14 protein-coding genes are annotated in these 12,922 nt (G+C 43.4%); 11 read left to right on the forward strand and 3 right to left on the reverse strand.

Annotated features, from left to right (window positions below):
• Nucleotides 1-367: 367 nt before the first annotated feature.
• Complete coding sequence (hpsL, locus tag ACQY1X_RS21315; RefSeq protein WP_430013524.1) at nucleotides 368-2,095, reverse strand: hormogonium polysaccharide biosynthesis protein HpsL; 1,728 nt, start codon at nucleotides 2,093-2,095, stop codon at nucleotides 368-370.
• A 57-nt stretch (nucleotides 2,096-2,152) separates the two neighbouring features.
• Entirely contained in the window at nucleotides 2,153-3,592 is a 1,440-nt protein-coding gene (gene glmM / locus ACQY1X_RS21320; RefSeq protein ID WP_016515871.1) for a phosphoglucosamine mutase, read from the reverse strand.
• Between the two features lie 207 nt (nucleotides 3,593-3,799).
• Here glmM and ACQY1X_RS21325 point away from each other — a divergent pair, with 207 nt between their 5' ends.
• From ACQY1X_RS21325 to lepB, 9 genes are all read left to right on the forward strand, one after another.
• Nucleotides 3,800-3,994, forward strand: coding sequence for a hypothetical protein (locus tag ACQY1X_RS21325; RefSeq protein WP_430013525.1), 195 nt, complete (start codon nucleotides 3,800-3,802; stop codon nucleotides 3,992-3,994).
• 26 nt (nucleotides 3,995-4,020) lie between these two features.
• Nucleotides 4,021-4,962 carry a glycosyltransferase family 2 protein gene (locus ACQY1X_RS21330; RefSeq protein WP_271935425.1) on the forward strand — a complete coding sequence of 314 codons (942 nt, stop codon included), beginning with the start codon at nucleotides 4,021-4,023 and terminating at the stop codon, nucleotides 4,960-4,962.
• A 207-nt stretch (nucleotides 4,963-5,169) separates the two neighbouring features.
• A complete protein-coding gene (locus tag ACQY1X_RS21335; RefSeq protein WP_103112801.1) occupies nucleotides 5,170-6,372 on the forward strand; it encodes a hypothetical protein in 1,203 nt (400 codons plus the stop codon).
• Between the two features lie 369 nt (nucleotides 6,373-6,741).
• The gene (locus ACQY1X_RS21340; protein ID WP_002738883.1) at nucleotides 6,742-7,263 is read left to right on the forward strand and encodes a photosystem I assembly protein Ycf3; all 522 of its coding nucleotides are present in this window, start codon (nucleotides 6,742-6,744) and stop codon (nucleotides 7,261-7,263) included.
• Between the two features lie 153 nt (nucleotides 7,264-7,416).
• Nucleotides 7,417-7,713: an Asp-tRNA(Asn)/Glu-tRNA(Gln) amidotransferase subunit GatC gene (gene gatC, locus ACQY1X_RS21345; RefSeq protein ID WP_002738949.1), complete on the forward strand. Its 297-nt coding sequence runs from the start codon at nucleotides 7,417-7,419 to the stop codon at nucleotides 7,711-7,713.
• 94 nt (nucleotides 7,714-7,807) lie between these two features.
• On the forward strand, nucleotides 7,808-8,209 hold the full coding sequence (locus ACQY1X_RS21350) for a phosphomannose isomerase type II C-terminal cupin domain (RefSeq protein ID WP_002738428.1): 402 nt from the start codon (nucleotides 7,808-7,810) through the stop codon (nucleotides 8,207-8,209).
• Between the two features lie 694 nt (nucleotides 8,210-8,903).
• Nucleotides 8,904-9,275 (forward strand): hypothetical protein, encoded by a 372-nt coding sequence (locus ACQY1X_RS21355; protein ID WP_002739421.1) that lies wholly within the window; start codon nucleotides 8,904-8,906, stop codon nucleotides 9,273-9,275.
• Nucleotides 9,276-9,661: 386 nt separating this feature from the next.
• Nucleotides 9,662-10,495: a nucleoside triphosphate pyrophosphohydrolase gene (gene mazG / locus ACQY1X_RS21360; protein ID WP_002738913.1), complete on the forward strand. Its 834-nt coding sequence runs from the start codon at nucleotides 9,662-9,664 to the stop codon at nucleotides 10,493-10,495.
• On the forward strand, nucleotides 10,495-11,070 hold the full coding sequence (lepB, locus tag ACQY1X_RS21365) for a signal peptidase I (protein ID WP_002747877.1): 576 nt from the start codon (nucleotides 10,495-10,497) through the stop codon (nucleotides 11,068-11,070). Before mazG ends, lepB begins: the two co-directional genes overlap by 1 nt.
• Before the next feature lie 9 nt (nucleotides 11,071-11,079).
• On the opposite strand, the gene ACQY1X_RS21370 is transcribed toward lepB, so the two are convergent.
• On the reverse strand, nucleotides 11,080-11,568 hold the full coding sequence (locus ACQY1X_RS21370) for a universal stress protein (RefSeq protein WP_430015127.1): 489 nt from the start codon (nucleotides 11,566-11,568) through the stop codon (nucleotides 11,080-11,082).
• Between the two features lie 18 nt (nucleotides 11,569-11,586).
• Here ACQY1X_RS21370 and ACQY1X_RS21375 point away from each other — a divergent pair, with 18 nt between their 5' ends.
• The gene (locus ACQY1X_RS21375; protein ID WP_430015128.1) at nucleotides 11,587-11,994 is read left to right on the forward strand and encodes a hypothetical protein; all 408 of its coding nucleotides are present in this window, start codon (nucleotides 11,587-11,589) and stop codon (nucleotides 11,992-11,994) included.
• 55 nt (nucleotides 11,995-12,049) lie between these two features.
• On the forward strand, nucleotides 12,050-12,904 hold the full coding sequence (gene pheA / locus ACQY1X_RS21380) for a prephenate dehydratase (protein WP_430015129.1): 855 nt from the start codon (nucleotides 12,050-12,052) through the stop codon (nucleotides 12,902-12,904).
• The last annotated feature ends 18 nt before the right edge of the window (nucleotides 12,905-12,922 follow it).

Raw genomic sequence — 12,922 nt, forward strand, 5'->3', positions numbered from 1 at the left:
ATACCGCACACTTAAAAACTCACATCTGATATAGCGTTTCTTACACCTGTGTGGTACAGTTAAACATTTGCTGATTAAGCTTTTCACCATCGACAATGTACCTCTTGCGAACAGGAAACGCTATAAATGAAAACTTACATCTGATAACTGATCACTGATAACTGATCACTGAAAGGGCTGATAGCTTATAGTAATTTGGCTCTACCGAACCTGTCATGTAAAACTATCAATAACTCATGCTTGTAAAGTTTGTACACTAAGGCTTTGAGTTTTTGTTAGATTGATATTTATCAACTTTAGAGCCTTGCTGTGCAGAGAGGGAGCTTGAGGAATTTTCTACAGTGTAAGTTCGGAAGAACCAGTAATTTTAAGCTAAAGAAACACCTTTGCGTTTAAATTTTAAGCCCTTTTTGGAGGATTTTGTTTCAGTTTCCCCCGCCAAAATTTTGGCTTCTTTTTCCTGTTTTTCGATCACGGGTAATTTAAAAATTACGCCCGCAAATATCCAGTAATAAACGCCCACAGGATCCGTATCGAGGGCATACCAATAGGGAAGATAGGCAACAAAGGGCAGCAAAACCCAATAACTACCGGCAAAACCCCGCAGAGTGGAATCTTTGAGAGAAAGATAGGTGCGGAAGGCCAGATAAACTAGATGGGTTATGAATATCATGTACAAGGCAAAACCAATGTATCCCAACTCGAATAAAACTTTACTGTGAAAGGTTTCCACGAAAGAAATATCACCGAAAAACCTAGCAGAAGATGTGGCCACACCGAGTCCACGACCTAAAATACCGCCCTGATTACGGATAGCAAAATCCAACTGTTCTTGAATAAAAGCGGTGGGGGGACTGTTTTGCCAACGGGCGATGGCGCTATCGTAGCGTTGTTGGACAAAATCGGGGTTAAGGAAAGAAAAACCGACAGCTAGGAGTAAAGCGACGGAAAAAATGATCGGCAAAAATCGTTTTAAGTTAGCGATTTGTCCCGTAAGAATCGTCATCAGACCAACAATCATCGGTACAGCAAAGAAAGCTAATCTTTGCCCGGAGACCACTGCATTAATAAGAACTAGGGTTAAACCCACTAGGGCTGCTAGTCGCCATTTTTGAGAAATTTCACTAAAGGCACTGGCATAACAAATCACGGCACTAGAGACCAAAAACCAAGCCCAGTGCCAGGGAGAAACAAAAGTACCGGGTAGGCGGATCATATTTACTTCTGGACTATAGACTAATCCTCCACCGACCAAACACCTTGCCTCTAAGGTGGCTTTGAATAGTGAGTCACCCAGGTAGCCTCTAGTTCCTGCACAACGACCGGTTTTCAGCATCCAGTATTGCATTAGTCCTAGGACACAACAAATAATCGCTAAAGTCACTAAAAAACGACTAAAAAATAAGAGGGTCGGTTTGTCTTTGATTAAGTAATAAGTGCAGAAGATCAAGGGGACATAACCTAGCAAAACTTTAAACCCTAATACTCCTTGCAGAAAAGTCTCACTTTCCCGACAGGGAAGTCCGACCAAACGGCCATCCCTAAAGATACTCATCCCAGCCACGGAATCGCAAGTAGGCAGAAATTGTCTCTGTAAATTGACGGCTAATAGACAGACTACACAGAAAACAAAGATTAATAATAGGGTTGTACCCAATTGTTTCGGGACAATAATCGGTAATCGCTTTTTTCGACATTCTAAAACTAAGGCGATTAAAGCGGGTAGATAAAAGATATCTTTACTTAGCTGGAGGATTGGACTACCCCCCAACCAATAGACGATAGTGCCAGTGAAGGGGACATAGATAATAAATGTCCAAAGAGCCGTACGAGGATAGCTAAAGGAGAAAACTCCTAAAATTAAGGCTAAACTTACTACAGTTCCTATCTTGGGATCAAACAACAAGCTGAGGGGTAATCCGATCAAAATTGCTACACAAATGGCAAAAACAATCAACCCTGTTAACTTTTGTTTCCTTTGCCTTTCTTCTTTTTTCAGGGCAAGTTTCTCCTTGATGTTAGGCGGGCGACTATCGGCTTTTGTTTCCCCTTGTTTATGCTTTTTTTTCTGGCGATCGATACTTAGTCCAGTCATAATTATCCCTTGCTAGGCTAGGCTAAGGGCATTATAATCCCTGTTCCCCTCGATCGACTACAAAAGATAGCTTCGCACCGCTTCCACTAGCCTTTCTGTCCAAAAACTGGCTAATTCGAGGGTTTCTGCTTCCACCATTACCCGAATTAACGGTTCTGTCCCGGAAGCTCGCACCAAAATTCGGCCTTTTTCTGCCATGGCTGTCTCAGCTTGGCAGATTTCCCGTCGCAAAGGTTCACATTGCTGCCAATTACGTCGCACTTCTCTATCTTCCACCCGCACATTGCGTAAAATCTGCGGATAGGTGACAAAGCTATGATCGACTAAATTAGCCAAGGAAACCCTCGATTTCTGCACTAAAACCGCTAAATGTAGGGCGGTTTGCATTCCATCCCCAGAAACTCCGTAATGATGGCAGAGAATATGGCCGGATTGTTCACCCCCTAGCATGGCCCCAGTTTCCCACATTTGCGCCTGAACGTGCTGATCGCCCACGGCAGTCCGCAAGAATTGACCCCCCAGTTTTTGCCAAGCGCGTTCAAAACCTAAATTAGCCATCACCGTGGCTACTAATAACCCATCGGGTAGCTGTCCGGCTTCTAAGAGGGAACGACCCCAAAAATAGAGGATATAATCGCCATCTACTACTCTACCCTGACTATCCACGGCCATTACCCGATCAGCATCGCCATCGAAGGCAAACCCTAAATCCGCTTGCTGATTAATCACCGCAGCCTGTAAGCTTTCTAAATGGGTAGAACCACAATTAACATTAATGCGATCGCCATCGGCTCGCTCGTGTAGGCAGATAACTTCCGCCCCCAAGGTTTGGAATACTAAAGGTGCTAGGTTAACGGCTGCCCCCCAAGCTAGATCTAAAACTATTTTTAATCCCGATAGGTTAATATCCGTCCCGACGGAATCAATCACAGCTTGATAATATTTTTGGATTAATTCGGGACAAAAAGTCGCTTTTCCCCAATTTTCTGGTTTATCTGCTAATTCTAAATTGCCCCTTAAACCCGCTTCTATCTGTGCCGCTAAACTGCCAGACAATTTTAAACCGCTGCCGTCAAAAAATTTAATGCCGTTATCTTCAGGAGGATTATGACTGGCAGAAATCATGATCCCCCCCATCGCTTCGCTTTCTCTGGTTAAATAGGCTACGCAGGGGGTAGGACATAATCCCAGTTGCCAGACTTCTATTCCCGCCCAAGTTAAACCCGCAGTGATAGCATTGGCTAACATATCACTGGAATTACGCGAATCTTGACCAATAATTACCGGTTTGGTGACACCAGCTTGATTTTTTAAGACCTGTCCCGCCCAAAATCCGATTTGTAGTGCTAGGGGGGCAGTTAATAATTCTCCCACTTGACCGCGAATTCCGTCCGTGCCGAACAGGGGTGATGACGGTAATTCGATCAAACCCCCTAAGGATAACAGGGGATGCGATCGAGCTTTTTGCCCATTTTGATACGATAGAGACGCTACCATGGCCGATTCCTTTCCTCACACAACACACTCAGAGAATAACATGATCGCCGATTTTTTAAAATCAATGTTCCCAGTTGACCTTAATCATCCTCCCGGAGTTCCTTACAGTGTGGGGTGTGGGGTGTGGGGTGTGGGGAAATGGGGAGAATAAATAAAAATAATCTCCTGAATCCTGTCTCCTGAATCCTGTCTCGGCTCTTCTCGACTTTGTGTGATAATTTTTGCTTATGGAATCGTGAAATGTTGACGGAGAAAGACTTTTACGACTATTTTGCCGAAGAAACTATCAGTATAGGCTTCGTTTCCACACAGAAACCAGAAGAGCCCTGTCTCCTGAATCCTGAATTAAAGATTGTGGATTTTTGCGGGAAGTCTAATCAAGGAACCGAGGTTATTTGGTAAGCTAAAACGATAATCTTGACCCCCGAATGCCCGTGCTGATCAGTGTTGTCATCCCTACCTACAATCGCCAAGCAATCTTAAAAAAATGTTTACTCGCCCTAGAAAATCAGCGTTTAACCGATAATAAGGTGGAAAACTACGAAATAGTCCTTGTCGATGATGGCTCTACCGATGGGACGATCGCTTGGCTAGAAACTCAAAAGGCTAATTTACCCCACCTGCAACTGTGGCAACAGGATCACGGCGGACCAGCGATCGCCAGGAATCTGGGGGTAGAAAAAGCTCGTGGTGATACGATTATTTTTATCGATAGCGATCTGGTAGTGACAGAAAATTTTTTGCAAGCCCACGCCGACGCTTTAACCGCCGGGGCAGCAAGTCTCGGTAGTGATCGCTTATTTACCTACGGCAGCGTCATTAATACCTGTAACTTCGAGCATCCCACCAGTGAACCCTATAAAATCACCGATTTCTCCGCCGCCTATTTTGCCACGGGCAACGTGGCGATCGCCAAAAAATGGTTATTAGCGGCGGGGTTATTTGATACTCAGTTTCAACTCTACGGTTGGGAAGACTTGGAATTAGGGGTGAGATTGAAGCAATTGGGACTAAAATTAATTAAATGTCCTGAAGCCGTCGGTTATCATTGGCATCCCCCCTTTAATCTCGCTCAAATTCCCAATCTCATCGATAAGGAAATTCAACGGGGACGAATGGGAGTGCTTTTTTATCAAAAACATCCCACCTGGGAAGTGCGGATGATGATTCAAATGACTTGGATTCACCGACTTTTGTGGGGTTTACTTTCCCTAGGCGGAACCCTGAATGAACGCAGCCTCTCCCCGCTGTTACAATGGTTAATCGATCGAGGTAAACCGCAATTAGCCCTAGAAATTGCCCGCATTTTTCTCAATTGGTACAACGTGCGCGGCGTTTATCAAGCTTATCGGGAAATGCAGCCTCAGTGAAATGTCTTGCCAAACACCGATGCGGTGTGACAGGATCGAGCATCGACAACCAACTCCCTAAAACCAGAGACTTTGTACCTCACCATATTTGCCGAGAAAAAACTTAATATTTTCTTTCTTTTTTTGATAATTGCTGCCACAATCAAAAGCAATCGGCATAGAGAGCGGCGGATTACAAGTAAATTTTCCTAGAGGAGGAATCCCATAATGAGTATCGTCGATATTTTAATCGGTTTTGTCGGTGGAGGTGCGATCGGGGGTGGGGCTTTATATGCCCTGCAAGAGGGAAAAATCAGGGAGGCACGGCAAAAACAGGGTAAAATTCGGGCGGATTTAGGTAAAACCGAAGCGGAGTTAGAAGATACCAAAGGAGAGTTAAAACGACTCGAACTCTCCCAAGAACGGATGGGCAATATCGAAGCCGCCTATAGAGAAGAAGTGGCTAAATTACAAAAAGAGTTAGAAGATAGCCAAGGACGTTTACAAGAGGCAGCCGGCGCAAATCCAGTTCAAGCCATGGAAGTTGCCTATAAAACCCAAATTCAGGAACTTGAACAGGAATACGAGACTAAAATCGAGGAATTGCGCCAAAGCTATCAAAGTCAAATTCGAGAGATTATCGACGGCAAGCAAGCAGAAATGGAAGCCCTGCGTCAAAGTCAACAGGCGCAGATTCTAGAATTAGAAAAGGGCTATCAGTGGCAAATTCAACAACTAGAACAGAGTTATCAAAGCCAACTGTTAGAACTACAAAACGACACCCAAACAATCCAACCTGGGGAAGAAATCAATCCTTTTGATGGTTTTATCACCGAAGAAACTCTAGGATTGGAGCCAGAATTTGCTCCCGAAACGATGCTAGAAGCCACAGTTTCTGAACCAGAATTCGTCAGTGAAATCAATACTTTTGATGGTTTTATCACTGAAGAAAATCTAGATTTGGCAGCGGAATTCACTCCTGAGATGGAGATGTTTGACGAAGAGGAAGAAACTAGAATGATCGGTAGCCTAGAAGAATTATCGGGTAATTACGATCAGAGCTACAGTCAAGAAACCGTTGGCAGTGACACGGGTTTCCCTGATTTATTAGCCACCGACTCAGAAAAATTCGCCGCTGCCCCAAATTCTCTAGATGACTTATTTGCCGATATTACTGACAGCAATAGCCCAGAATTATTCGATCCTTTTGCTGAAGAAACCCCTAAAGTTGAATCTAACCGCCAAAATGTTGCTTCTGTTCCGAGTTACCAAGAGGAACTAGATTTCTTCAGTATGTGGGATGATGAAGGAGTGGGCGATCTAGAATCCCTGCCTTCTGAGGAAGAATTTCCCCTTGATGATCTATTTAGCGATGATTTATTCTCCGATGGAGATAATACCAAAACCACGATGCCAGAATCTCATCAGTAGGTGGATTGCCCGCTATGAAACTAATCTACTCACTTAAAGCAACCAACAGGGAGAAATCTAGATATTAGGTAAAGTTACGTCAATGGTCGTTGGAGCAATAAGGGTGGCAGCGAAATTCAAGGAACTGTAGCCCGTCCCTAGCAGATTTGACATTTTCTCAATCGGGACACAAGGGATAAAAACTTAGTAAGGGCCATAATTACCCCTTGCCAAGGGGAATTTTTTGACTGGAAAACCAATGTTCGCCGTTGGGGCAGCCAAGATCCCTTCAATGGAACCTGTGGCCAGAAAAATTGGAAAAACAGCCCTGGGGTTTCTCGCGAGTGCTATAAAGGAAATAGTCATTTTGATCGCCTACTCGTCCTAACTATGCCACGCACTCAACGTAACGATAATTTTATTGATAAATCTTTTACCGTCATGGCGGATATCATTTTAAAGATACTCCCCGCCGATAAAAAAGCCAAGGAAGCCTTTGTTTATTATCGCGATGGGATGTCTGCTCAAGCTGACGGTGAATACGCCGAAGCCCTCGATAATTACTATGAAGCTTTAACATTAGAAGAGGATCCTAATGATCGCAGTTATATCCTCTACAATATCGGCATTATCCACGCTAGTAACGGCGAGCATCAAAAGGCCTTAGAATACTACGAAGAAGCTATCCAACTTAATCCCAGAATGCCCTCCGCCTTGAATAATATCGCTGTTATTTACCATTTTCAAGGGGAAAAAGCCAGAGAAGACGGACAACAGGCCGAAGCAGAAGCACTCTACGACAAAGCGGCAGAATACTGGAAACAAGCCATCCGATTAGCCCCCAATAACTACATTGAAGCCCAAAACTGGCTGAAAATTACCGGGCGCTCGGAAATTGATGTTTTCTTTTAAATTGAGGAGTCGCTCGTCGGTCGTTAGGAGACGGGAGACGGGAGATTATTTTTATTTATTCTCCCCACACCCTACACCCCACACCCCACACCCCACACCCCACACCCCACACCCCACACCCCACACCCCACACCCTACACCCCCATTTCTCCCATGATCGATAGAGCTACAGTTGAAAAAATCGCCCATTTAGCCCGTTTAGAGATTACCAACGCTGAAGAAGAACAATTTGCGGGGCAATTAAGCGGGATACTGGATTATTTCGAGCAGTTAAGCGAATTAGACACGGAAAATGTGCCACCCACCACGCGAGCGATCGAAATTCAAAATATCACTCGCGCTGATAGTAATAGACTTTATCGCGATCACGAGGTCTTAGTGCAGGAATCGCCGGTCCCGGAAGGAGATTATTTCCGGGTTCCCCGTATTCTCAACAGCGACGAAGAGTGAATCAGTGAGCAGTTGATCACTGACTTAGATGCCATCTAGGGTTTTTGCTGCTATCTTGGACTAAGATCAGACCTAGCAATGGAGACATAATATAATGATCGCAGCCCAAGATGTGGCACCATTTCAGCTTATTTCGAGCGTAGAATCGGCGGCAACAGAATTTAGGCCCTGGGGTTCCTTCACCACCCTAGAAGAGGGTCCCGGTTATAAAATCAAGCGGATTGAAGTGAATCCGGGTCATCGTCTCAGTTTACAGATGCACTACCATCGCAGTGAACATTGGATTGTCGTTTCGGGGACGGCAAAAGTCACCTGTGGAGATAACGAGGAAATTCTCGGTGCTAATCAGTCCACCTATGTGCCGCAGTGTACCGCTCACCGTCTGGAAAACCCCGGGGTAATCAAATTGGTATTAATTGAAGTGCAGAATGGGGAATATTTAGGAGAGGATGATATAGTGCGTTTTCAGGATGATTATGCTCGTCACCAGAGCTAAGACTGCTTTTAGGGGGACAGAAAGGCAAGAAACTATATTTTCGCTCCAAAAACCTTTTTAGTTTAGTCTGTCTGACTGTCTTCCCTGCTGTCAAGGCTTGTCAATTTCTAGAAAAATTTTCTTTTCGGGCCAGGTAGCGGTTTTCCTCATGGGCAGAAAAATAAACTTCCCCTAGACCCTGTGTGGGAAGCTTGAGGAAAGCTGGGCTAGGGGAAATAATTTATTCCTTTGCTGGATTAACTTTAGCATATAACTCTCATTTGTCAGGACTATAACAGCCGGATGTCAATTCTGTGACAAGTGCGAGTTTTCAGTTTACTGATTGCTGGTGACTGATTACTGGTTACTGTCGTCCACCTATTTTCTGAGAATTCTAGAGGTACTTGTAAAGATTTGTTACAAAGAGACGCGGAAAAATCTGAGGACAGGGAGACAAGAAAGGATTATCGACGGGGATCAAGGATTTCAGTAGGAAACTGGATTGGGGATCAAGGGAAACCGATTGTAAAGTTTTCGATACCTCTTGGCGATTTTTGTAATAGTTCGATACATATAACATAGATGATCGGCGATGATTGTAAATTTATATTGCGAATAGCTCATTTTCTTCGGTGTTTTTCCTATACTGGTTTTCATCAACTTTGAGCCGACGTGCAGAAAAGTTAGACCACCAAGTTTGTAAGAGGTCAGGAAGATGCAATTAACCGCAAGAAATAACTGGGGCCACGTTTCTTTAGCAATGCTAAAAAGCTTTCTTCTCTGGAGTTTCGTCCTCACTGTCTGTTTATTAGTAGTGGGATTTCCTTTAGTAGTATTAATGATGACAGTGGGGGCATTGTCTGCGATTATCTTACAGTCAGTTTTACCGGTTAGTTCCGTGCTTTTAGTGGCAGGAATGATTATTGGTATTAACATTTTGGCTATCCTAATTAGTGCCGCTTTGTTGGCAGCAAAAGGTGTTCATCCCCATGAAGTTAGCTGGCTGCACTGGTTACACGGTGAGGTAAAAACCTCTCATCAAGCTGTTTATGCTTCTTGTCCCCTAACTTGCGGGATGATTCATTAAATCTGATTCTCTTACAGCGGAATTGCTTACCTTTTTTCTATTTAGATTTATTTAAGTTTTCAACTGCCTTATCGGTTGATTATACACACTCCAAGCTAGTGCAACCCGGTGAAACCGGGTTTTTTCATTGTTATTGAGCTAAAGCAGTTATCTGAATGGTGAGGTACGAAGTTTTCGTTTTGGGGGGTAGGTCTTCAATCAAATTAGGTTAAACTTCATCTATTATCAGAAAAGCTGTGACTGAATATTAGGAAGATAGGGAGATGAGAGCTTTTTTGCTGTGATCGGTAAACAGTGATTAGTGAACTGAAAACTCACATCTGATAACTGATAACTGATCACTGATAACTAACTGGTATAATGGGCGAGAAAACCGGAAAAAATCGATGTCTAGCCTTCCAGAAACCGACAATCCCAGTTACAAGGCCATCTTAGCGGCATTAAACCATTTAATCAGCGTTGTTGCCCGTTTACGAGACCCAGAAAGCGGCTGTCCTTGGGATTTAGCGCAAACCCCGGAAACCCTAATTCCCTACGTTATCGAGGAAGCTTATGAGGTGGTAGCAGCGATTAAAAGTGGTGATAAAACTGCCATTGCCGAGGAATTAGGCGATTTACTGCTACAGGTGGTTTTACAAGCTCAAATTGCCAGTGATGAGGGTAATTTTAGCCTAGAAGAAGTGGCTAGGGGCATCACTGATAAATTAATTCGTCGTCATCCCCACGTTTTTGGGGAGCTATCCCTAGAAAATCCCGAACAGGTGCGTCAAAATTGGGAGAAAATCAAAGCTGAGGAAAAAAATGACCCGACTATTAGCGGCAAATTAACCCGTTATGCCCAAACTTTACCACCCTTGATCGGGGCGATGAAAATTTCTCGGCAAGCAGCGCGAGTCGGTTTTGATTGGGAAAATATCGCGGGAGTCTGGGAAAAATTTGGCGAAGAGTTAGCAGAATGGCAAGAGTCCCTAGAATCGGACGATAAAGAGCATCAACAGGCCGAATTAGGCGATTTACTCTTTACTATTGTCAATCTTGCTCGCTGGTATGATTTAGACCCCAGTATCGCTTTACAAGAGACTAATCTGCGTTTTATTCAACGTTTTTCCCTAGTGGAATCCGTGGCAGAAAAGCCTCTCCATGACTATACACTAGAGGAATTAACAGTTTTTTGGCAGCAAGCGAAAGCTAAGTTAAACCAACCATCATCTGGGCAATAATGCAAGAGCAAGAAATTAATAAGGACAAATCCAAGAGTTTTTGGGCTTCTATTCGAGAAAATCTGCAAATTATCACTATAGCTTTAGTTTTAGCCCTATTGATTCGCACTTTTGTGGCTGAACCTCGTTTTATCCCCTCTGATTCTATGTTACCCACTTTAGAACAGGGCGATCGCTTAGTGGTGGAAAAACTTTCCTACGATTTCCATCCTCCTCGACGGGGGGATATCGTCGTCTTTGAACCGCCGGCACAATTACAATTACAGGGATATCAAAAGGACCAAGCTTTTATTAAAAGAGTGATTGCCACCCCAGGGGATGTGATTGCTGTCAAGGAGGGCAAAATTTATCTGAATAATCAACCCTTGGCAGAGGATTATATTCTAGAATCCCCTCAATATAATTTAATGCCTTTGCTCGTGCCAGAAAATAACTTATTTGTCATGGGAGATAATCGCAATAATAGCAATGACTCCCATATCTGGGGGTTTTTACCGGAAAATAACGTGATTGGTAGGGCGGTTTTTCGCTTTTTTCCTTTTAATCGTTTGGGGATTTTAGGGGGAAATAGCTAACAGGAATTTTTAGTCCTGAGGATGTTGAACAATTAAGACGGAACAGGGGGCATGATGGAGAACATAATTACTCACACTACCTAAGAATAACTCTCCTAGACCCGATCGCCCACGCCGACCGATAACAATTAAATCAATATTTTCCTCTTGCGCCACTTTACAGATAGTTTTGGCGGCATGACCATAAATTTGCCGGTATTCTCCCTTTACACCCATTTCTCCCGCTTGATTAGCTCTTTTTTGCAACATTGCCAACCCTTTCTGCTCAAATTCTTCCCATTGTTGCCGCCAAAAATCGAGAGTCAGATCATTACCCTGGGCGGGGTAAATATCGGCTAAGTTGGGTGGAATCGGTAAAGGGCTATAATCTTCTTCAGGGGAAAGGACGTGCAGTAGTAGGAGGTTAGCTTCATACTTACTGGCTAAGGATACAGCCTCCTTAAAGACACTCTCCCCCATCTCCGACAAATCTACTGCTATCAAGATTTTTTGATACATTTTTCAGCCTCTGCAACCATGCCTTATTTAACGGAATCCGACGCTATTAGGAATGCGATCGATCACTTTTGCCATTTTCCCATTCTTTGGTTAGATACGGAAGTAGCCGATTACGATAGCAAGACTCCCCGTTTGTCTCTGATTCAAATTCTGGCTGATTCCACGGATTTAACGGGGGAGCGGGTGACAATTTTGGATGTTCTCGAACAACTGGATCGTACTGACTATTTTATCACTAAAATCCTGTTGGTTGACCGGATAGAAAAGGTTTTGCACAATGCTAGTTATGATTGTAAATTTTTGGGCGGTAAAAGCAAAGTTAAAAAAATTACCTGTACCCTAGAGTTAGCTAAAAAGGTTCCCTACTATATTGCTCCCTTACCCAATTATCAACTGAAAACGCTGGCTGAATTAGGTTATACTTGATATTTATGAGAAAGGCTGTAATAGCTAGAAAAAATTGCTTGCGGGGATAATCTAAATGACTGTAAAGATCGCTTATCTGGGGCCAGTGGGAACCTATTCAGAAACAGCCGCTTTAGCATTTGCTAACAGTTTACCACCCCAGCCTCATCAATTAATACCCTATCCTAGCATTGCCCTGACCCTGCGATCGGTTGTCCAAAATCAGGCCGATTTAGCAGTGGTTCCGGTGGAAAATTCCACCGAAGGAAGTGTGGTAATGACTCTTGATGCTTTATGGCAATTACCCAGGTTACAGATTCAACAAGAATTAGTTTTACCGATTTCCCATGCACTTCTATCTCCTCAACAATCGCTAACAGAAATTAAAACTGTTTATTCCCATCCCCAAGCTTTAGCTCAATGTCAAAAATGGCTAGAAAATAATTTACCTAACGTGCCGATTATTCCCACCAATTCTACCACGGAAGCGATTCAAATTCTCGATCGAGAGGCTAATTCGGCCGCGATTGCTTCTCCCCGGGCTGCCAAACTCTATCATGTACCAATATTAATACAACCAATTAATGATTATCCCGATAATTGTACCCGTTTTTGGGTAATGGCTTTAACTTCCCATCCTCAAGGAGAGCGAATGTCCCTCGCTTTTCAAGTTTTAGATCAACCCGGTGCTTTAGTCAAACCTTTAGAAGTTTTTGCCAAACGTCAGCTTAATTTATCTCGGATTGAATCGCGACCAACTAAACGATCTTTAGGGGAATACATATTTTTTATTGATCTAGAAATTAATCTGGATCAACAGCATTTAATCGCAGAAACTTTAGAAGAATTAACAAATTATACCGATGCGATCAAGGTTTTTGGTGCTTATCAGGTGGTTAATTTGCCTGTAGAAAGTTTAGAGGAATTATAAACTAAATTCCTCATAAAT

This window comes from Microcystis protocystis FBCC-A270, from assembly GCF_050500235.1.
Lineage (GTDB): Bacteria > Cyanobacteriota > Cyanobacteriia > Cyanobacteriales > Microcystaceae > Microcystis > Microcystis ichthyoblabe_A.